The following is a 20572-nucleotide window of genomic DNA, read 5'->3' as shown; positions in this document are numbered from 1 at the left end:
TTTTACGGATCAGAAAAGAGAATTCGTAAGCGTTTCCATAGAAAAGGAGAGAAATTTACGATTTCTCTCTTTTCTTTTGATTTCGAAATGAACGTGGGGTTGTCCCGCTCTTTTCCTTAAAAATTTTGCTAAAGTAATTGGCATTCACAAAGCCTGTCCGCTCCGCAACCTCCTGGACCGACAAGCGTGTCGAAAGCAACAGTCGCTCGGCTTCCCGCAAGCGGATGGTCGTCAGGAGCTGGCGAAAGGAAACGCCGTGCCGCTGGGTCAAGAGCGAACTGAAGTAGGCGGGACTGCGATCCACATGCCGCGCGACCTCTTCCAGCCGCAGATCGGCCCGCGCGTAATTTTCCTCCAGGTAGCGGATCGCCTGCTCCACGATATCGAGGCGGGCCTCATCCCGGTGGATCGTCACGGAATCGAGCAGCTCGTAGATGAACAGCAGCAAATCCTGAACAATGCGGTAGAGCACCGGCGTGTACAAGATGGTGTCAAACACCCGGAGATACTTTTCCTCCAGCGCTCCCTCATCCAGTCCCTGGGATTTCATGAATCTTCTCACCTGTGCGAGAATGCTGGTCAGCCGAATGCGCAACAGGCCCGGCTCCGGGTAAGGCTCCGCTTTGTGCAGAAACTGCCGGTACATCCACTGCTTGAGCTGTTCGCGGTCGCCGTCGTGCAGCATGTCCACCCAGGCCCGCTGTTCTGCCGGGGTTAAAAAAGGGTCGATCACGGCCCAGTTGACTTTGTTCTGGACGGTTGAGATCTGCCGATACCCTTTAAAAAAACGGATATCCAGGGCTTCCACCGCATACCGGTACTTCTGGTTCAGACTCAGCATCTCATCGGTGGAATCGTACAATACCAGAGAGAGCGGCTCCGCATGCTGCTCCTCCCAATCCATCAGCAGCCGTTTGCCGATCTCCTGCCCGGCCGACAAGGGCGTATCCTTTTCCTCTGAAAAGATGCAGACGATCACATCGCTGAGCGGCAGCAACACCGGCTTCTCCCGAAACGGATACGTCTCCAGAAAGTTCAGCAGCTCCCCATGCTTGTCCGTGTCCTCCAACTGCAGCAGCATCAGCCGAAGGCCCTTCCCTGGCGATTCCAGCGGCAGAAACAGACTGCGGTACGATAAGGCGGACCCGAGCGAATCGGCCTGCTCCACCCGTGCTGTCCCCCTCGCCATCCGCTCCTGGCAACAGCGCGTCAGGGTGCGCCGAATATGCTCCGGCGATTGCGGCTTGAGCCAGAGATCGACGGCATGGAGCTCAATCCCCTGCAAAGCCCGCTCAAACGTCGCCTCCAGCGTGGTGACCACGACCGTCGGCTTGTAGAGCGAGGTAAGCAGCTTCAGCCTTTCCCAGTCCTCTTTGGGCACCATATCCAGTTCGATGCAGATAACATCCGGCCGCTCTGCCTCCAGCGCACGCAGCAGCTCGGTGACGGTCCCTGCGGTAAGCACCCGGTCGTAGGGAATTGCGCAGGTGGACACAAGCCAGCTGATGCCGGTCCGCTCGTTGGGATCCCGGTCGGCGATCAAGAGTGTGGTCATGGAGGTACCTCCCGAAAAGTCTAGTGAATCGCGCTCGTAGCGCGGCTGTAGCGAGAAGAAGCATATTTCCCTGCTCGGCTCCGTTCTCCGCCCTGCATGGAAGCTCGGACTGTCCGCTCCGCAGGGAAACCTGCTTCTTCTCTCTACGGTGCCGTTCCTCTTACCAATTTGAACACAGTACCCATAAACAAAGCAAGGGCTGCCCTTTCAGGCAACCCTTTACTGATTGAGGTTCCACTCGATTTTGCTTCCCAGGACGTGATCCAGCGGGATGAAGCCGATTTCGCGGCTGTCCAGGCTGTTATTGCGGTTGTCCCCCATCACAAAGACGTGATTGGGCGGCACTTCCCATCTGCGGTCTTTATCGATCATTTTTTCCTTGATATACGGCTCTTCCAGGAGAACGCCATTGCGGTAGAGCTGATGATCCTTCACTTCCACGATATCTCCCGGTTTGCCGATCACGCGTTTCACGAAGCGGAAGTTCTGCTCCTCCGTCCCGAGGAAAAGCTGGATCAAAGGATGCCCGACGAGGTCGTCCTGCAAACTGCGCTTGCGGTCCACGCGGCTGTCGATCACGACGATGTCGCCGTAGTCCGGCATCACCGAAAACGTATGGGAGAGCTTCCAGACATAGATTCGCTGCTGGTCCTGCAAAGTGGGGTCCATCGAATGACCGTCTACCTTAAACGGCTGGAACACAAAGATGCCGAGCACGAGCGCAAGCACCAGAGCAAATGCCAATGAACGGACCCATTCCCAGAGTTCTTTTAGCTTCATCGGCCATTCCGCCTTTCGTTTGCGAAATCTTCTAGAACGTTATCATAGCATAAAACGGCCGCTGATCCAAAATTCTTAAAACGAAAGGCGCCCCGCCGAAGCGGTCCTTCCCGTTTTAGCGATCTTGAGAGGGCCTCGCATGCTTCCCGTCCCAGACGATCTCCCGATACTGCCCGGCATCCGTATCCCCTTCGGTGCTGAAACAGAGAATGACCGAGTCCGCTCCCAATTGAAGCCGCTCGCGAAGCTCCGCCTGCCGCCCGTCTCTGATCAGCTCGGCCAACACACCGATGCCCACCGCTCCGCTCTCTCCGCTCACCACCCGCGGATCGCCGCCGAGCGGCGCTGCGAGCAGGCGCATCCCCTGTGCCGCGACGTAATCCGGACAGCGGACGAACGCAGCGGCATGCTCGCGCAATATCTCCCAGGCAAATGGGTTAGGCTCGCCGCATGACAGTCCGGCCATAATCGTGTGCAAGTCGCCGCTTACCGCATACGGGGAGCCGTCCGGGCTCAGCGCAGAGCGGTACATGCAGTCCGCCGCGGCCGGTTCGACGATGACCGCGAGCGGCGGATCGTCAGCGAAGCGGTTGACCAAATAGCCGAGAACAGCCGCTGCCATCGAACCGACACCCGCCTGCAGGAAGACATGCGTGGGTCTCGTCCGACCGGTCTTCTCCTGCAGCTGCGCGATCGCTTCCGCTGCCATGACCGTGTATCCTTGCATGATCCACCGGGGAATCTCGGTATACCCTTCCCAGGCTGTGTCCTGTACCACTTGCCAGCCATGCTGCTCGGCCATCCGGCTGGACAGACGCACCGCTTCGTCGTAATTGCCGTCGGTGACGATCACCTCGGCTCCTGTCTGCTGAATCGCCTCGACCCGCTCCTGCGCCGCCCCTTTCGGCATGTAGATGACCGCTTTTTGTCCCAACTGCTGGGCAGCCCACGCAACCGCCCGGCCATGATTGCCGTCTGTCGCGGTCACGAACGTAATCGTTCCCAGCTTTTGCTTGGCTTCCGCCGAGCGGAGCAGCTCGAAGCTGGCCTCATCTATTGGGATTCCCAGCCGCTGGCTCAGGCAGCAGCCGATCGCGTAGGCAGCCCCCAGCACCTTGAATGCGTTGAGTCCGAAGCGGTAGGATTCATCTTTGACAAATATCCCGCCAACGCCCCACTCCTGTGCCAGATGGTCCAGCGCGCGCAGCGGCGTAGGCTCGTAGGCGGCAAAGCTGCGGTGGAAACGGAGCGCATCAGCCGCCGCCTTTTCGTCCAGATGTCCCAAATCCCCCGCATGATGCGACTCTTCCCCTCCGCTCTTTCGCCCTGCCGCTCCCCAAACGAATTGCATTTCCTCTCTTTGTGCCACCATCAATTCCCCCTCCCACGTCTGCCAAGCCTGGTGATTTCCATTTCTGCCAATATATACGACTTCTCCCCGCGCAGCAATAGAAATCGGCCGGGTTCCTCGAGGCTGGGGGCCACACCCTTTCAGGGGGCGCGCAGAGCTTTGTGCAACTGCTCGGTTACCCTCTGCTGCTCTTGCTTCTCGATGATCACATAGCTGAGCGATTGCGGACCAAAGGTGGCCGTACGGGCAGAATAGCGAAGCTGCTCCACAGTCATCTGCGGCCAATCATTCAAGCCGGTCAAAAGCCGAGCGAGTGCCCGCTACTGGCAGGTCCGAAGCCAGGCGGATAGGGGTATCGATTTCCAGCCTGCTTTTGATCCATTCGATGGCCGGGATGGTCAGGTCGACTAATCTCGTCTGCGGGGAATGATACAAATCCGCCACAGCCGGGATCAGCTCCGCGTAGCCAGGCGCTCCCCGGTAGAGCCGTTCGAGAGTTTTGAGATGTGCCTGACGCCAATCGCCCGCCTCCCCGTTGATCTCCACGTCGCAGGTTAGCTGCTGATACAGCCCTTTGGACTTCACGGGCACGGTCAGCCATTGCAAGCCCTGCGGCCCTTTCAGCTGCACCCGGTTCTGATAGCCGCGTCGGGTGAATTGGACATGGTCCAGGAGGATGAACAGATCTGCCCGCGCCATTTTGTCGAAGAAGCCCAGCCAGGGAAACAGATTGGGCTGATGGATCGCGACAATCATAAGATCAGCCTCAGCACTTCGTACGCTTCTGCCCACTCACGTTTGATCTGCGTGCCGCGCATCCGGGCCAGCCCCTCGATGAACTCCCGGGTAAAGTAGGAGCGCCGCAGCTCGATCTGGGAGTGATAGGCGGAAAGCGCCTCCCATTTTCGCTGGACAAAGCGCGGTTCCAAGGAAATAAAGGCCTGAGCGGACAAAGCGAGCTGGTTCCACGGCAACTCGTAGCCGAAGACAGTCGTTTCCTTGAAAGCGCGCAAGCCTTCCTGGTGGATGACCTGGTGATCCAGATGCATATCCTGGCTGGAGGGCAAAAACAGCATCTCCGGCCTTACGATATTGCGTAGCGAGACGAGCTCTTCGAGAATTTCTTGGCGGAGGCTGGAAAACCAGCGCACCGGGTAATGAAAAACAAAAAGCCGATCCCGCGGCACCCCGAGAATCGACATCGATGCGTAAAACTCCTGTTCCAACGTATCCGGCGGGGCATGCTTTGGCACAGATGCCTCCGCTGTGGAGAACGCCGCCACATAAACCTCTGCCCCCTGCTCCGTCAGACGGGCGATATTTCCGCCGCATCCCAGCTCCGCATCATCCGTATGGGGAGCCAAAATCAAGATTCTATGCGGATTCATCTGCCCCCTCCCTCCTTTCCTCCCGTACAATCGGCAACAATTGCTGATACAGCGCGATCAGGACGTTTGCTTCCGCTTCCCAGTGGCATCGCTCCTCCACCACTCTCCGGCCCCGCTCTCCCATCGCCCGGGCCGCTTCCGGCTCATCCCACAGCGACTGAATCGCTTCGGCGATCGCCGCGCCATTTTCGGGCGGGATCAGGACGCCGCAGTTGGCACCGGCGACGAATTCCCGCCAGCGGGGAAAGTCGGAGGCGATCACCGGGAGTCCTGCCGCCATGTATTCAAACAGCTTGTTAGGCTGTGCATCTGTGTAATTAGGCACCGCCTGGTAGGGAACGATTCCGCAGCGCACGCGGGTCAGCATCTGCCTGACCTGATCCCGCGAGAGCCAGCCGAGGTAATCTACCCGCTCCCAGCCCGGCATCGCGGCGAATTTCTGTTCCAGCTCGGGCGGCACAAAACGGCCGGCCAGCTTCAGCCGGACAGGCGAGCCCTGGGGCAGCAAGGCCAATGCCTCAACCGTCTCCTTCACGCCCCGAATCATGCTGATATCGCCGATAAAGGCGATCGCCTCTTCTTTTTCCCCCGAGTGGTACCCACCTTGCTGGACGAACTCCTCCAGCATCGGAAAATTTTGCACGAGCCAGGTCTTTTCGCGGGGAAACCGCCCGGCTATTTTGTCCGTCACGGTGACGATCGCGTCAAACCAGCGTGCCCCGGCCGCCTCCACCGCTTCCGCCGCCTTGGCCACCAATAGCCGGACCCAAGGCTTGATCCAGTGCTTGCTCAGGATTTGCCGGGGCACATCCTCATGCACGTCGTAGATGACCTTCTTCCCCCGCAGCTTGAGCAGCAGTCCCACAAAAATCAGCTCCGGGTCGTGAAAGTGGTACAATTCGCCGTCTTCCTCGCATGCCGCCCGGTAGACATCGCGCACGGTTTTCGTCATGCGCGCCCATCGGCTAAAGCGGAGAGGAACCGCCCGGATCTGTACGTTTTCCCTTTGCTCATGCTGCGGATGGGGGACGATCAGCACCACCCGATACCCGCGATGGGCCAGCGTTCTGCACTGCTTGTGAAAAATGCGCGTGTCATACGCGCCGTGAACGGACGTGAGATGGACGACCTTCCTGCTCATGCTCTCCCTCCTAACCGATCATCAGCAGCAGCGGCAGCCCTTTCTGGAGCAGCAGCTCATCCACTCCGCCTGGCATCGTCAATCCTGCTTCCTCTCTGCCGGAGCAGCCGCGCCGCTTGCCGAAGGCGGCGATCTCCTCGTAGTGATAGCTGGCCTCCGACCCCGCCTGGTGTATGCTCTTCATAAACGGCACATCCAGCGTCGACAGGCGAAAGTAGTAGGAAGCCCTGGCTCCCCGCTTTTGTTCGATCGCGAACATCGCTCTGGCTGTTCTCACATCCGTATCCACATCATGGCGCAATATCAGATAGCGGGCATGCGTATGCGGGCCGCCCTCTTTGATCACCTCCCAAAAGGAGGCGACGGAATGCAGCTCATACCCCCGGTCGCCAGCTTCTTCCAGCAGCTTTTCATAGAGTCGCAGCCTGGAGGGCATCAGAAAATCGGAATAGAGACGCCATAGGAACCTGCGAGTCACAACTTTTGACCTCCCTTGTCACGATCGGTCTCGTTCGTGACGTCATTCTGCCCTTCCTGCGGGGCAGTTTGTTTCCGGTCCGGTGCGGCGGCCAATGCCATCCCTCCCAGCGCAAACAGCAGCTTGTTGTCATTGATGTCGCCACTCACCATCGCATTGAGATTCACGTACAAAAACAGCGCGAACAGCGCCCTCGCCTCAAAACTGTGCAGACGGCGCCAAAGCCTGACGAAACAGGCTGCGACCAGCGCGAAAAAGCCGATCGCCGCCAGCCATCCGCCCTCCAGCGCAATTTCCAGCCAGATGTTATGCGGGTACTGTCTGGCCTCGCCCGGCCACAGATTAATCTCGCGGGCGAAGCCGCCCCAGCCAATCCCCAGCGGATGGGCGCCGATCGTCTCCCATGAGCGTTGATAAGCCTTGAGTCTGGACAGCTCCGATTCCCCCAGGTCTCCTTCCAGAAAGCTGTGGATGCGCGCCGTCGCTTCCGGCGGGAGCCACGAGAGAGAAAACGCCATCACGGTGCCGAGCACCAGCAGTCCCAGATAGAAGCTCATCATCTGCTTTGCTTTTTTCATGTAAAAAAGCGGGCCGGCCAACACCGCCACGGCCAGCAGAGAGAGCAGCGGCCCGCGCGAGCCCGAACCGACCAGCAGCAAGAGGAAGACGGCCAGCAAGCCGATCGCCGTTCACCAAACTGTCGGCCCCCATCAGCAGGGCCAGACAGGTCATGGCCTGAAGCACACGGCGGATGTCCGATGCCTCTTTTACCAAAAAAAGCGGGGCAACCGCGGCCAGCATCGTCAGGCTGAACAGCTTCAGCACCTTTTCCGTCCCATACGGCGACCCGTCCATCCAAAAGAGCGGCGGGAGAAACAGAAAAGCAAGCCCCCAAAACCAGAAGAGCGAGAGCGGGATTCGATACTGTTGACGATAAATCGACATCGTCAGGTGGAACAAGGTGAGACAGGCAAATAGCAAGGTGAGATCCACCGGCAGCCAGGCGAGGCGGGGATCGGCTTTGAAATGGCCGGCCAGGAGGAAAGCGGCCAACACGAACGTTTTTCCATCCAGATCAAACGGCAGCCAGCGTGCTTTCATCGTTTGTTTCCTCGCTGTTCATGGATGACGTCACTACGTCGGTGAACGGGATGAGAGCAGCGGGAGCAGGGCACTTGCGATCTCAGCCTGCAGCCGCGCCGGAATATGCGGCCATAACGGCAGCGACAATACCTCCCTGGCGCACGCTTCGGCTGCTGGCAAGGATAGACCCAAATATTTGTACAGCGGGAGCTGATGCAAGCGGAAAACTTGCCCATTTCTTTTGGCAGGGGGCCCATTTCTTTTGGCGCAAAACAAAAACCCCCTTCGCAGCATGCTTTTCGCTACTGCATAAGGGGGATTAGGATGGCTCAAATCTCAGGTATATGTGGTTGATCGGCTTCCGTTACGCATTCACGCTGACAGCGATGTCTGCTATGGGTGCGGCTGCCTTTGGGAAAAACTCCTCGTAGAGCGCGATGACCGCTCGATCGGCGTCCACTTCTTTTACGCCAAACATCATGCTTACCTCGGACGACCCCTGGTTGATCATCTCCAGATTCACCCGGGCTTTGGCCAGAGCTGCCGTCGCCCGCGCGGACGTGCCGACAGAGCGGCGCATCCCTTCACCGACGATCATGACGAGGGCAAGGCCCCGCTCGACGAGGATCTCCTCCGCATGCAGTTCCCGTTTCAGCCGTTCGACCACTCTCTGTTCGATCTCCGGCGTCAGGTCCTTTTCGCGCAGGATGACAGAAATATTATCGATGCCCGACGGCGTGTGTTCGTAGGAAAGCCCCTCTTCTTCCAGGATCTGCAGCAGTCTGCGCCCAAAGCCGATCTCCTTGTTGAGCAGGTACTTGCCCACATAAATGCTGCAAAAGCCGTTGTCCGAAGCGATCCCCGCCACCTGGTTGTCGTGGACGGTGCGTTCCGAGACGATCATCGTGCCCGGCGCTTGCGGGTTATTGGTATTTTTGATGCAGACCGGGATGCCTGCCCGATAGGCCGGATACAGGGCCTCCTCGTGAAAGACGGAAAATCCCGAATAAGAGAGTTCCCGCATCTCCCGGTAGGTAATCTCGCGAATATCCTTGGGCTCATGGACCAGGTGCGGATTGACTACGTACACCGAGTCGACATCGGTAAAGTTTTCATACAGCTCCGCTTTGATGGCCGCAGCCAGGATCGATCCCGTGACATCGGACCCGCCGCGCGAAAAGGTGACCAGTTCGCCTTCCGGGGTGTATCCGAAAAATCCCGGGAACACCACGATCCCCGGCTGCTCAGCCAGCAAGCTCAGCTTTTCATAGGCCTCGGGCAGCACATGGGCATTCCCTGGTTCTCCCGTGACGAGAAGACCGGCTTCTTTGGGATTTACGTAGACAGCCTCCTTGCCCTGGCTTTGCAAATAGTGGGCGACCAGCTTGGCGCAGGTGTCCTCTCCGGCGGCTTTCACCCTGTCCATAAAACGGCCTGCGTTTTCGCCCGGCACGTACAGGAGCGACTGGCTCAGGTGCAGCGCGATCTCCTCGGCCGTCTCTTTGGGCAAGCGCAGTTCGCCGCAAATCTCCGTGTAGCGCTCGGCAATCCGGGCGTAGGTCTCCTCGCCGGACTGTCCGGACAGGCGTGCTTCCGCATACTGAATCAGCAGGTCTGTTACTTTGGTGTCCTCTTTATATCGCTTCCCCGGCGCGGAGACGACAATGACCTTGCGGGACTCATCTGTTTTGACGATCTCGCATACCTTTTTTATCTGTGCGGCGCTGGCCAGTGAGGTCCCGCCAAATTTTGCTACTTTCATCTCCGACTCCTCCATCTGTCTCTACCATCAAAAACTCATGTGTATAGGTTAAATGATTTGCCCCACAAAGACAAGTGTCTATTTAGGGAGGACATTTCTCCTCTTTTGCCGTACTCCTCCCCTGTCAGGCATGAAATGAGAAGCGCCCGAAGCAAAGATGCGGGCGCTCGCAAATCGTGCTATGCCGTCACATCCAGATGCGGATTGTAACGTTTGATATAGGGATACAGTTCTGCTTCCGTCAGCGGGGTGACGAGCTCGGCGGCGAGCTGACCGGCCAGATGCTCCTCCAGTTGCGTCTCTCCACGGGTCAGGCGCTTGGCCGCGGTTTCCGGCAGCGTGAGGACGTGCGGGACCAGAAGCTGCAAATACCAGTGGCCTTTCTCTTCTTCGGAAATATCGATCTCCATCTCAATGTCGGCACTCTCAAACGCGTACAGATGCGTGAACAGCTCTTCCTTTGCCGCGGCATCCCAAGTATCAATGCGAACGCGCAAGACGCGCAGGTAATATTCCTCGTTAAACAGCACCGTACGCTCATCGATCCGTTGGTATTTCTTTTGCACCAGATCCATTCAGCTCCCACCTTTCCGTCTTCATACTTTTCAGAATACTATGATCAGCCAGTTTCGGCAACCGCCCCTGGGGATCTCTTGGCCTCGGACCGTAAAAGAGGCCCGTTTCAGGACAAACACTTGAAATGCCGGGATCCTGACTGACAGAAAAATAGCGGCTTTCCTTGCCCGCAAGACGCCCAGCAAGGAAAGCCGGATATTTGTTACACGTTACACCGATGTAAAAGTTCCTCTATTTCTTTTACCGGGTGCTCCAATTGAATCGCTCCATCAGAGAGCAGATCCATCAATCATTCAAAATTTCCTGAAATCACCACATTGTCAGCACTTTCTGCTACAAATATAGGCTTGAGGTTCGCTTCACTTTTATCGTTATTTGCAATGTTGATGCGAGTATGCCCGCCTTCGACCACATAAATGCCGTAAGCGGCCGTTTTCGTTTTATACGAAGGCTCCGCGTTGTTTTCATTGACCAACCGGTTGGAGGTAATCGTATTTTGACTGGAATTGACGTAGATTGCTGTTCTGAAATAATCCGGCATGGCATCATTCTGGCCAGGACAATGAATCATATTGGCATCGACGATATTGTCTTTCGCATTCATATAGATACCGATGCCGCCCGCATATTGAATGTCATTCCCGAGGACGATTGATTTTTGCCCTGCCAGCCAGATGGCATGTTCGTTTTGCAGCCAGAATTTATTGCCGATGATGCGCGTGGGCCCTCCTTTTACGAGAATGCCCAGCTTTCCATACCCGACATCATTCCCGCTGATGATGCTGTCCCAAAAAGTCCCTTCCAGCGCATTCCCTTGACACTGGTAAATGACATTGGACAGAATCCGATGAACGACGCCCGTATTGCTGACAATCCCATGTCTCCCCATATGGGCTACGAGTGAATGGGAAATCGTCACGTAATCAGCGCTGTCGATCAAGATTCCATCTGTCGCCGAGCGTTGATCCCCCTTGATCCCAATTCCGGAAATCAGAACATCCTTCCCTGTTATCCGAATGACATGTTTCATGTCAGGACTTCCTTGGACAAGATTGCTGCCCCTATTAAATTCGTATCGATTGGACGATCCGCTCCCCACCAATTGAACGCCCTGGGGGAGGACAAGCGGTTCTTTCAGAAGGTAATTTCCAGATGGCAGATACACTCTGCCGCCATTCTCCCTGACATGATCAATCGCCTTTTGAATCGCTCTGCTGTCATCCTTTTTGCCATCTCCCTTGGCGCCGAAGTCTTTTACAAGCACATCGGCACCCGCCATCCCTCCGTCTTTCCCAGGATCCGAAGCGGTGCCATTTTTTGAGGAGGCCCCTAAACCAATAGACATGGGATAACTTTACTATATTAACTTGAAATTCCATTAAAAGTGAACTTTATTTACTTTTATTTTAACAAATTTCTTTTCTAATAAAGTGCCCCCCATTAATAGCGGAGGGCATAAAAAAACCCCCTCAGCCATGAGGGGGATAAGACGAGTTTTCTCATTTTCATTCAACGCCTAAAGCCCGTCCACTCGGTCCCTGCCGAAGCGAACCCTATAATAGCGACGTACCTTCGGCCAGCGCCTGCGCGTCCTCGTACGTGATCAGAACGGCACGGGGCTTGCCTCCGCTCTGCCCCGCTACGTATCCGTCCGCCTCCATCATCTCGATCAGGCGGGCTGCACGGTTGTAGCCGACCCGGAAGCGTCGCTGGAGTGCCGATGCAGATGCCTGGCCCTGCTCCGCCACGTAGAGAAGCGCCTCGTGGTAAAGCGGGTCATCACCGAGGTCAAAAGATTGCACCTGCTGCTCCAAGTCCTCTTTGCTAAACAGATAAGCCGGCTTTCGCTGCTTTTTAATCGCTTGCGTGACTGCCTCGATTTCCTCATCGGAGACATAGTTCCCTTGCAAGCGTACGGGTGTCGTACCGCTTTCCAAAAAGAGCATGTCCCCGCGTCCCAGCAGACGCTCCGCCCCCGACTGGTCGAGAATCGTGCGGGAGTCCACCTGGGAGAAGACAGCAAAGGCGAGGCGTGTCGGCACATTGGCTTTGATGTTTCCGGTGATCACATCCACGGATGGACGCTGCGTCGCCAGCAGCAGGTGAATGCCGCAGGCGCGCGCCTTTTGGGCGATCCGGATGATGCAGTCCTCCACATCCTGCGGAGAGACCATCATCAGATCGGCCAGCTCGTCGATGACGATTACAATATAAGGAAGCGGTTCATCGGTCGTCTGGTTGTAGCGGTCGATATCCCGCACGCCGGCGTCGACAAACAGCGCGTAGCGCTTCTCCATCTCCTCTACCGCCCATTTCAGTGCGGCGGTCGCCTGCTTCGCATCGGTCACCACAGGCGTGACCAGGTGAGGCAGATGATTATAAGGAGCCAGCTCTACCATTTTGGGGTCGATCAAAAGCAGCCGGACCTGTTCCGGCGTCGCCTTGTAGAGCAGGCTGACGATGATCGAATTGATGCAGACGCTCTTTCCTGACCCGGTCGATCCGGCAATCAAGCCGTGCGGCATTTTTTTGATGTCCGCCACGATCGGTTCGCCGCCGATGTCCATCCCCAGCGCGACTGCCAGCGGCGAAGAATGCTGCTGGAATTTGTCCGACGTGATGATCCGGCTGATCAAAACCGGCTGGCTGGTCAGATTGGGCACCTCGATCCCGACGGCATTTCTGCCCGGGATCGGCGCTTCGATCCGAATGTCCTTGGCTGCCAGGCTCAGCTTGATGTCATCGGTCAATCCTGTAATCTTGTTTACTTTGACGCCGGGAGCAGGCTGGATTTCGAAGCGCGTCACCGAGGGACCTTTGACGATCCCGACGACCTGCGCATTGACATTAAAATTGGCCAGCGTCTCTTCCAGCAAGAGCTTTTGCAGCTGGGTATGCTCATCATCGTCCGCGCTTTGGGCCGGAGACGGAGCCAGCAGCTCAAGTGACGGGAGATTGTACGAGGGCAGCAGCTCCGGCTCTGGCTGTGGCTCTGGCTGTAGCTCTGGCTGTCTCTCCGGCTCTGGGTGCGGCTCTCGCCCCAGTTGTGGCTCTGGGCCAGCAAGACTTGCCGCCGACAGTCCCGCCGCAGCCTCCGTTTCGCCAGGATACGGCGATGGCGGGGCCATCGGTTCAATCCGGGCTGCAGCCAGCGGCGAAGTCAAGATATGAGGCTGCTCGCTCACCGCCGCTTGATCAGCCGCGTACGCGGGTGCTTGTGCGGCGGCAGGGTCTGCAGCCAGTGAAAGCGGCGGCTCTGGTGCGTACGAACGCACCTGCTCTGCCGCAGGCAAATCCGTTTGCCGAGCTGCGTGTGCCGCCAAGGCCGCAGCGGCTTCCCTCGCGGCCGTCGACATCCAGGCAGGATCGGAAGCGTCGCGACTTTCTCGCTCAATAGCCCCGACACCTTCCCCTTGGGCTGCCTCGAAGCCCTCCTCAGCTGCCTCAAAACCTGCCTCTTTTGATGCGTCCAAGCCTTGCTCTTCCTCTTCCGAATCGCCGTAAACCGCCATCGCCGGACTCTCATCACCGACCAGGTTCACCGTGCGGAAGCCAGGAGCGTACTCAAAAGGCACCTCAGATCGAGGAGACGCCTCCAGATCCGTCCGCTCGCCATCTCCTGGGCGGTTCATGCCGTGCGCCTGCTCCTCCGCTTCCCCCTCCTGCGCTGCTGGGTGGTCATATGTAAGAGCATGACCCTCATCGGCGGGGCTTGTCCACTCTTCGTCAGCCTGATCGGCAAACCCGATCATCTCTGCTGGCTGTGTCGCTTCCGGCGCCGATCCCGTCACAGACGCTTCGCCGCCGTCTGCCTCTGTGTTCACCTGCTCCTCGACGACAGGATCGATCGCCTCCAAAGCTGCCGGTTCGACCGTGGCTGCCGGTTCGACCGTGGCTGCCGGTTCGACCGTGGCTGCCGGTTCGACCGTGGCTGCCGGCTCGACCGTGGCTGCCGGCTCGACCGTGGCTGCCTCAGCCTCAGCCGGCCAAGCTGCCTGCCCAGCGGGCTGTTTTCTGGCCTCCTCCTGTCTCAGCCGCTTCTGTTCATTCAACAGCTCCAGCGACGAATAGACCCCTGCTGTGGTATGAATCCGGTGATCCGCCTCGGTCTCTGGCTTTACTTTGCCAAATACCGGAGAAATCACCTCGCTTGGGACATAGCTGCGCTTGGCCGGAACAGGTCTCGCGGTTTGGGGGAGCCGGTCCTTGTGGCGGGCGCTCTCCCGGAGCTGTCCGCCTCGCACGCCTCCATCCAGCGGCCGCTCTGCTTCTTTGCGCTCCCCTGTCATGCGGCTTTTCTCCAGCCTCGGCACTCCCTCCCTCTCTTCCTTCAGGCGCAGAGACTCTTTCACTTGAAACGACTCTGTCTGCTCTTCTCCGCCCGTACGGGGCGAAGTCCGCTCTGCACTTCTCTTGTATTCCAAGGGAGTTTTGTCGCGGTCGCGCGGCGCGATCTTCTCACCCGCCGGCTGCGACTCCGTCCGCCTTTCCGGTTTCTTTTCATCAGGGATGACAGGGAATTTGAAGGAACGCGGCCTTTGCCTGTCCACCTTCTCCAGGGAGGCGCCGCCGTCCCGTTCCTTCGGATACAAGCTTTTCGTTTTTGCCTGAATCTTGCCGCCAGACAAACCCGAAGAAGGGCGGACAAACTGCTCCGGCTGTCCCCCTCCCTGCTCATAAGGTTCTTCCCCGCGAATAAACTGCATCAGCTTGTGAAGCCACGACCACATGTTGCAACGTCCTTTCCGGCATAACCTTCTCTCTTCTACAATCTTACCACGAAAACCGCCGATGTTTTTGCCCTGTTCTGTTTTTTTTGGATATAGAGAAACCTTTTGCCATCTTGCGCGTAATACAAGATGTGGCAATAGACTAGACCGAAGGGGAGGAACATGTTCATGTGGAAAAAGGGAAGCGCCCTGCTGCTCGCGCTGACGCTCGTATTGACGGGATGTTCAGGCAATGCGGCGCTGGTACGGGATTCCGTGGTCGCATCATTGGAAAAACCCAATTATGATTTCCAGGGATCTCTGAAACTGGTAGGCGATGTGGACCAACTGCCGGAAGCGCTGGGTGAACCAGCAGACGCGGAAGGCATCGCACTATTGAATGCATTGAAAGCAGGGGTATCGGTAAAAGGTTCCCAGCTTGATCTGCAAAACGCCAAAATGACAGTAGAGGTAAACGACGACAAACTGCTGCGCGACCAAGGTCTTTGGACCGGCGACAAAAAAGCAGGGGTAGAATTCATCGTCAGCGGCAATGACGTGTTTGCAAAATCGCCGCTGGATCAAAAATACCTGAAAGTCGACTCCAACAACCCGAGCGGTCTCGCATTTGGCGGCGCTGCCGACATCGATCCCGCCAAGTTGAAAGAATATCAAGACAAGATGAACAAATTATCGATGGATTTCCTGAAGAAATACATCGCGAAATACGGCTACAAGCTGTCCAACGTGAAAAATGCAGGGGAAGTAACAGTTGAGCTGCCAAACGGCGAAAAAGTAAAAACCACGCATATCACGATCAATCTGGATACAAAAGAATTGCTGCAAATGGCCTTCTACACGGCCAATGATGCAGTAGCCAACCAAGATGTGAAAAACTTTGCAGTAGAACTCGTCGTCCTGACTAAACAGTTGGAAGAAGCCATCGATCCGGAAATTGAAAAGACAACCGATGCGCAGAAACGCAGCCAGGCTGAGATCGCCGTTGCTGCTGGCATGGCAGCAGCCAAAGCATGGCTCGATACGGAAGGCAAGAACTACACGCCTGAAAAAATCATCGAGATGGGCAAAGAGAGCGGTTTCCACAGTGTAAACTGGACACTGGACTTCTACATCAACGATGCGAAAATGCCCGTTCGCCAAACGAGCACCCTGAACGTCACATTCTCGCCGAACCCTGAAAAGAAAGACGAGAAGCCGCTGACACTGGGTCTGGAAGCGGATGCCCTGTCCTACAACTTTGACAAAGCAACCAAATACGACGTACCGGCCAAAGACGCTGCACTCACCGTCGAAGCCCTGAAAGCGGACGAAAAAGCGATCGAAGCTTTTGACAAAAACGGATTCTTCCGCAAGTTCGTCGAGTCGCTGATCAGTGAACCAGAATGGGAAGACTTTGAATTTGACGAAACCGTAGAGTAAAAAGAAAGACGTCGGACTCTCCGACGCCAGCAAACGCCCGTAAAATGCGGGCGTTTGTTTTTTTCTGTACGTACGGGCAAACCTGAGGTTCTACTCAGCTCTTAGGTGCCAGGAGCCTTCTGCGGACACCAGACGGAGACCTCCCGCAACCCACCTCACCCCGCCAACTGCCGGGCGCGATCCTTCCGAAAATAGAAAAAGCGGGGCATATTCTCCCCCGCTTTTTCATTTTTGCGAGCAGCCTGCCTCTCCAAAGAAGGTTTCCCTCGCTGCCGAGTGCCTGCATCTAAGATGATGCTTCGATCATGCTGCGAATCTGCTCATGCAAAGGACCGTTGCTGGCGACCAGCGACGCCAAGCGATCGGTTTCAAATGCTTCGTGGCTGTAAGCGGCACCGCTCCAGTCTGTCACGGCGGCCCCTGCCTCCTGGGCGATCAGGATCCCCGCCGCCACATCCATGATGCCCGATTTTTGCATGACGATATAGTCCAGCCAGCCGTTGGCCAGCAAGCACCAATCCAGGGCAGGACCGACATTGCGCATCAGTCGCTTGGTTTGAAGCATGAACGGCCGGGTAAATGCCAGCTCCTCTTCCTTGGTCACGGAATGGCGGCCGCGCACGTAGGTCCCGACCGCTTTGGACAGGTCGGTCCGGCCGTTTACTTTCATCCGCTTTCCATTCAGATAAGCGCCCTTCCCTTTTTCCGCCCAAAACATTTGAGCGGCCACGGGATTGTATACCACGCCGAGCACGACTTCTCCCTTGTACTGGAGGGCGATGGAGACGGAGAAGTAGGGATAGCCGACAAAGTAGTTGTTGGTCCCGTCAAGCGGGTCGATAATCCAGAGGTATTCGTCGCCGCGCTCCACATAGCCGATTTCCTCGGAAAAGATCGTATGATCGGGGAAGTGGCCGTGCAGCACCTCGATAATGCGCCGCTCGCTCTCCTTGTCCTCCGCCAATTTTACGTCATTGTGCAGCTCCTCGTCGGGGATGAGCGTTTCCAAAAAACGCTCCTGTAAAAATGCGCCTGCTTGTCGTGCTGCTTCTTTTGCGATTTCAATCATGATGAACAGCTCCTTTTTCCTTTGACCTTTCATCCGTTTTCCTTGCAATCAGGCCAGTATTGTCACTATGATAGAGAGACACCCATTTTGAGGGGCCTGTCCACTGCCGCGATCCATGCAAACGACAGATGCGACGTTTCCCCGCCGCCCACTCGCCTGTATGTACCGGGGAGGCCTCTGCCAAAGGAGGGAAAACGAATGAACAGCGATTTTATTCGTCTGAAGCAGTTGGAAGGCGAACTGAAGCTGACCCAAATGAACAAAAATTTGGGATGCACCGTCACCTCGAAAGAACTGGTTTTTTTCAAGCCTCATCTGACCTACCATCTGTTCCTGCATGATATTGTCAGCATGGTTCCGATCAAGCTGGAAAATACACCGATTACCTTTCGCCACCAGGGTGAGTTGATTCGGTCCGAATTCGGCACCGACTATTACAGCATCTCCGTCAAATGGGGGAGAGTTGTGAGCCGTTCCGGGATTACGGAGCGGGAAAACATGCAATTTATCGTGCCGCTCTCTTCCAAGATGCTGGCCTACATCGCGCAGTACAGCGGACTGATGGCGATCGGATAAACACATGCCTCTATTCGCAGAGCCTCTATTGGCCGGGCGAATAGAGGCTTTTTTTCCATTCAGCCCCTGCGCTGCTGGATGATAAAGGTTCCGGTGCCGTGGGCAATCAGCCTGTCCCGGTCATCGTACACGCTGCCCTCCAGGACGACCAGCGTCCGGCCGCGATGGAGTACGCCCGCTTCCGCCCGCAGCCTTTCTCCCCTGCCGGGCCGCAGGTAGTTGGTCTTCAATTCCGTGGTGACTGCGTATTGATCGGGCGGCAGTGTCCGGTTCACCAGCGAGCCCATCACGGAATCGATCAATGTTGCCAGGATGCCGCCATGCACAGCGCCGAGGGAATTATGCATGAAAGGAGTCAGCGGCAGCTCGAAGCGGTAGCGGTCGTCGCCCACGAATTCTCCCTTCAAGCCGAGGAAGCCGGACAAGTACGCGCTGTTCCGCTCCCGCCGCTGCCGGATCGCTTGAACAGCCAGCTCCAGTATTTTCCGCTCCTCATCGCTCCCCTGCTGCCATATCGATTGGATCTCTTCCCACACTTCTTGTTCACTCCAGCTCTCCATTATTTCACCTAATCTATTGTAGAGCAAAGCGGCTCCTTTTTCACGGCAACCTGATATTTTTGTGCACTTTTCGCTTGCACCGATTGCCTTTTTCTGAGCAAATGTTCAGACTTTTACGGTTGTTTCCTTTCATCAAATAGTGATAAGATAGTCAAAAATAGAGGACAGGTCTTTTGTGTACCAGGAGAGGAGTTTTGAAAGTGGCCAGACAAAGAAGCGACATGATCAAAAAAGGCTTTGACCGCGCCCCGCACCGCAGTTTGCTGCGCGCTGCCGGCGTAAAAGACGAGGATTTCGATAAACCGTTTATCGCCATCTGCAATTCATATATCGACATCATTCCCGGCCATGTGCATTTGCAGGAATTTGGCAAGCTCGTGAAAGAAGCCGTGCGCGCTGCCGGCATGGTTCCTTTTGAATTTAATACGATCGGGGTGGACGACGGGATCGCCATGGGCCACATCGGGATGCGCTACTCCCTGCCCAGCCGCGAGCTGATCGCCGACAGCCTGGAGACGGTCGTCGCCGCTCACTGGTTCGACGGCATGATCTGTATTCCGAACTGCGACAAAATCACCCCTGGCATGATCATGGGGGCGCTGCGCGTCAACATTCCGACGGTATTCGTCACAGGCGGCCCGATGAAGGCGGGGAAAACCAGCGATGGACGCTCCATCTCCCTCTCCTCCGTATTCGAAGGGGTCGGCGCTTACCAGGCGGGCCTGATCGACGACAAACAACTGGACGAGCTGGAGCAGTTCGGCTGTCCGACATGCGGCTCCTGTTCCGGGATGTTTACCGCCAACTCGATGAACTGTCTGGCGGAAGCCCTCGGACTGGCGCTTCCGGGCAACGGCACCATCCTCGCCGTCTCGCCTGAGCGCAAAGAGCTGGTGAAGGCATCCGCCGAGAAATTGAAAGATTTGATCGCCCGCGACATCAAGCCGCGCGACATCGTTACGCTGGAAGCCATCGACGACGCCTTCGCGCTCGACATGGCGATGGGCGGCTCCACCAATACCGTGCTGCACACCCTGGCGATTGCCCAGGAAGCGGGCTTCGAATACCCGCTGGAGCGCATCAACGAAGTGGCCAAGCGCGTGCCTTACCTGTGCAAGCTGGCACCGGCCTCCGATTACCACATCGAGGATTGCCACAATGCCGGGGGCGTCTCCGCGATCCTGCGCGAACTGACCAAAAAACCGGGAACGCTGCATCCGGACCGGATCACCGTAACCGGCAAGACACTGGCGGAAAACATCGCCGATGCGGAAATTACGGATACGCAGGTGATTCGCACGCTGGACAATCCGTACAGCGAGACAGGCGGCCTCGCCGTGCTGTTCGGCAATCTGGCACCGCAAGGCTCCATCATCAAGACAGGCGGCGTCGATCCGTCCATCAAGCGGCATGAAGGACCGGCCATCTGCTTCGACTCACAGGAGGAAGCGCTGGCGGGCATCGCGGCCGGCAAGATCAAATCCGGCCACGTCGTCGTCATCCGATATGAAGGGCCTAAAGGCGGCCCGGGCATGCCGGAAATGCTGGCCCCGACCTCGCAGATCGTCGGCATGGGACTGGGCAAGGAAGTGGCGCTCGTCACAGACGGCCGCTTCTCCGGCGCATCTCGCGGCATCAGCATCGGCCATATCTCTCCCGAAGCAGCCGAGGGCGGCCCGATCGCATTCGTACAGGACGGCGACATCATCAGCATCGATCTGGAAGAGCGCACGATCGAGCTGAAGATCTCTCCGGAAGAAATGGAGCGCCGCAAGGCCAACTGGACGGAGTTCGAGCCAAAGGTGAAATCCGGCTATCTGGCCCGCTACTCCAAAATGGTGACCAATGCGAGCAACGGCGCCATTTTGAAAATCTAAGAAACCTCAGAATAACCACAGCAGGCTGGACCGCCAAACGGCGCCCAGCCTGTTTTTTTTTGAGGAGCGTTCGCTACTCGTCCCGGACGATCCCGCGGCTGGCAGCCCGAAGTCCGGCTTCCGAACCATAGGAAAAGAGGCGGCAGCCTTACACCCCTTCGGCAAAAGTGCGCGATTTGGACATAAAAAAAGAAGCCCGGTATATCCGAGCCTCCTTTTTCACGTTG

General features: G+C 56.9%; 18 protein-coding genes. 3 read left to right on the top strand and 15 right to left on the bottom strand.

What is annotated here, in order from left to right:
• Nucleotides 1-55: 55 nt before the first annotated feature.
• The 13 genes from JD108_RS06310 to JD108_RS06255 form a co-directional block, all read right to left on the bottom strand.
• Nucleotides 56-1555 (bottom strand): helix-turn-helix domain-containing protein, encoded by a 1500-nt coding sequence (locus JD108_RS06310; RefSeq protein ID WP_198829042.1) that lies wholly within the window; start codon nt 1553-1555, stop codon nt 56-58.
• Nucleotides 1556-1774: 219 nt separating this feature from the next.
• Nucleotides 1775-2335 (bottom strand): signal peptidase I, encoded by a 561-nt coding sequence (gene lepB, locus JD108_RS06305; RefSeq protein WP_198829041.1) that lies wholly within the window; start codon nt 2333-2335, stop codon nt 1775-1777.
• A 115-nt stretch (nt 2336-2450) separates the two neighbouring features.
• Nucleotides 2451-3707, bottom strand: a complete 1257-nt coding sequence (dpaL, locus tag JD108_RS06300) for a diaminopropionate ammonia-lyase (protein ID WP_228728327.1) — start codon at nt 3705-3707, stop codon at nt 2451-2453.
• Between the two features lie 119 nt (nt 3708-3826).
• On the bottom strand, nt 3827-3961 hold the full coding sequence (locus JD108_RS22550; protein WP_267459309.1) for a hypothetical protein: 135 nt from the start codon (nt 3959-3961) through the stop codon (nt 3827-3829).
• Nucleotides 3962-3971: 10 nt separating this feature from the next.
• Nucleotides 3972-4442: a WbqC family protein gene (locus tag JD108_RS06295; protein ID WP_198829040.1), complete on the bottom strand. Its 471-nt coding sequence runs from the start codon at nt 4440-4442 to the stop codon at nt 3972-3974.
• Nucleotides 4439-5074, bottom strand: coding sequence for a PIG-L deacetylase family protein (locus JD108_RS06290; protein ID WP_198829039.1), 636 nt, complete (start codon nt 5072-5074; stop codon nt 4439-4441). Before JD108_RS06290 ends, JD108_RS06295 begins: the two co-directional genes overlap by 4 nt.
• The gene (locus tag JD108_RS06285; RefSeq protein WP_198829038.1) at nt 5061-6215 is read right to left on the bottom strand and encodes a glycosyltransferase family 4 protein; all 1155 of its coding nucleotides are present in this window, start codon (nt 6213-6215) and stop codon (nt 5061-5063) included. Before JD108_RS06285 ends, JD108_RS06290 begins: the two co-directional genes overlap by 14 nt.
• Before the next feature lie 10 nt (nt 6216-6225).
• Nucleotides 6226-6693: a polysaccharide deacetylase family protein gene (locus JD108_RS06280; protein WP_198829037.1), complete on the bottom strand. Its 468-nt coding sequence runs from the start codon at nt 6691-6693 to the stop codon at nt 6226-6228.
• Entirely contained in the window at nt 6690-7370 is a 681-nt protein-coding gene (locus tag JD108_RS06275) for an O-antigen ligase family protein (protein WP_198829036.1), read from the bottom strand. The genes JD108_RS06280 and JD108_RS06275 overlap by 4 nt, the downstream gene beginning before the upstream one ends.
• Nucleotides 7371-8140: 770 nt before the next feature.
• Nucleotides 8141-9538: an aspartate kinase gene (locus JD108_RS06270; RefSeq protein WP_198829035.1), complete on the bottom strand. Its 1398-nt coding sequence runs from the start codon at nt 9536-9538 to the stop codon at nt 8141-8143.
• A 179-nt stretch (nt 9539-9717) separates the two neighbouring features.
• Entirely contained in the window at nt 9718-10113 is a 396-nt protein-coding gene (locus tag JD108_RS06265; protein ID WP_198829034.1) for a hypothetical protein, read from the bottom strand.
• A gap of 290 nt (nt 10114-10403) precedes the next feature.
• Nucleotides 10404-11459, bottom strand: coding sequence for a right-handed parallel beta-helix repeat-containing protein (locus JD108_RS06260; RefSeq protein WP_198829033.1), 1056 nt, complete (start codon nt 11457-11459; stop codon nt 10404-10406).
• 208 nt (nt 11460-11667) lie between these two features.
• Nucleotides 11668-14844 carry a DNA translocase FtsK gene (locus JD108_RS06255; protein ID WP_198829032.1) on the bottom strand — a complete coding sequence of 1059 codons (3177 nt, stop codon included), beginning with the start codon at nt 14842-14844 and terminating at the stop codon, nt 11668-11670.
• Nucleotides 14845-15012: 168 nt separating this feature from the next.
• On the opposite strand from JD108_RS06255, the gene JD108_RS06250 reads away from it, so the two are divergent.
• Entirely contained in the window at nt 15013-16263 is a 1251-nt protein-coding gene (locus tag JD108_RS06250) for a hypothetical protein (protein ID WP_198829031.1), read from the top strand.
• A gap of 286 nt (nt 16264-16549) precedes the next feature.
• On the opposite strand, the gene JD108_RS06245 is transcribed toward JD108_RS06250, so the two are convergent.
• A complete protein-coding gene (locus JD108_RS06245; protein WP_198829030.1) occupies nt 16550-17332 on the bottom strand; it encodes an inositol monophosphatase family protein in 783 nt (260 codons plus the stop codon).
• A gap of 198 nt (nt 17333-17530) precedes the next feature.
• On the opposite strand from JD108_RS06245, the gene JD108_RS06240 reads away from it, so the two are divergent.
• On the top strand, nt 17531-17908 hold the full coding sequence (locus JD108_RS06240) for a hypothetical protein (protein ID WP_198829029.1): 378 nt from the start codon (nt 17531-17533) through the stop codon (nt 17906-17908).
• Nucleotides 17909-17967: 59 nt separating this feature from the next.
• Here JD108_RS06240 and JD108_RS06235 read toward each other — a convergent pair whose 3' ends face one another.
• Complete coding sequence (locus JD108_RS06235; RefSeq protein WP_407649404.1) at nt 17968-18468, bottom strand: PaaI family thioesterase; 501 nt, start codon at nt 18466-18468, stop codon at nt 17968-17970.
• Between the two features lie 200 nt (nt 18469-18668).
• On the opposite strand from JD108_RS06235, the gene ilvD reads away from it, so the two are divergent.
• Entirely contained in the window at nt 18669-20345 is a 1677-nt protein-coding gene (gene ilvD, locus JD108_RS06230) for a dihydroxy-acid dehydratase (protein WP_198829028.1), read from the top strand.
• Nucleotides 20346-20572 lie beyond the last annotated feature (227 nt).

Origin of the sequence: Brevibacillus composti (assembly GCF_016406105.1) — a bacterium.
GTDB lineage: Bacteria > Bacillota > Bacilli > Brevibacillales > Brevibacillaceae > Brevibacillus > Brevibacillus composti.
The sequence above is the reverse complement of the archived record's forward strand: the minus strand, read 5'-3'. Positions and strand labels throughout refer to the sequence as shown.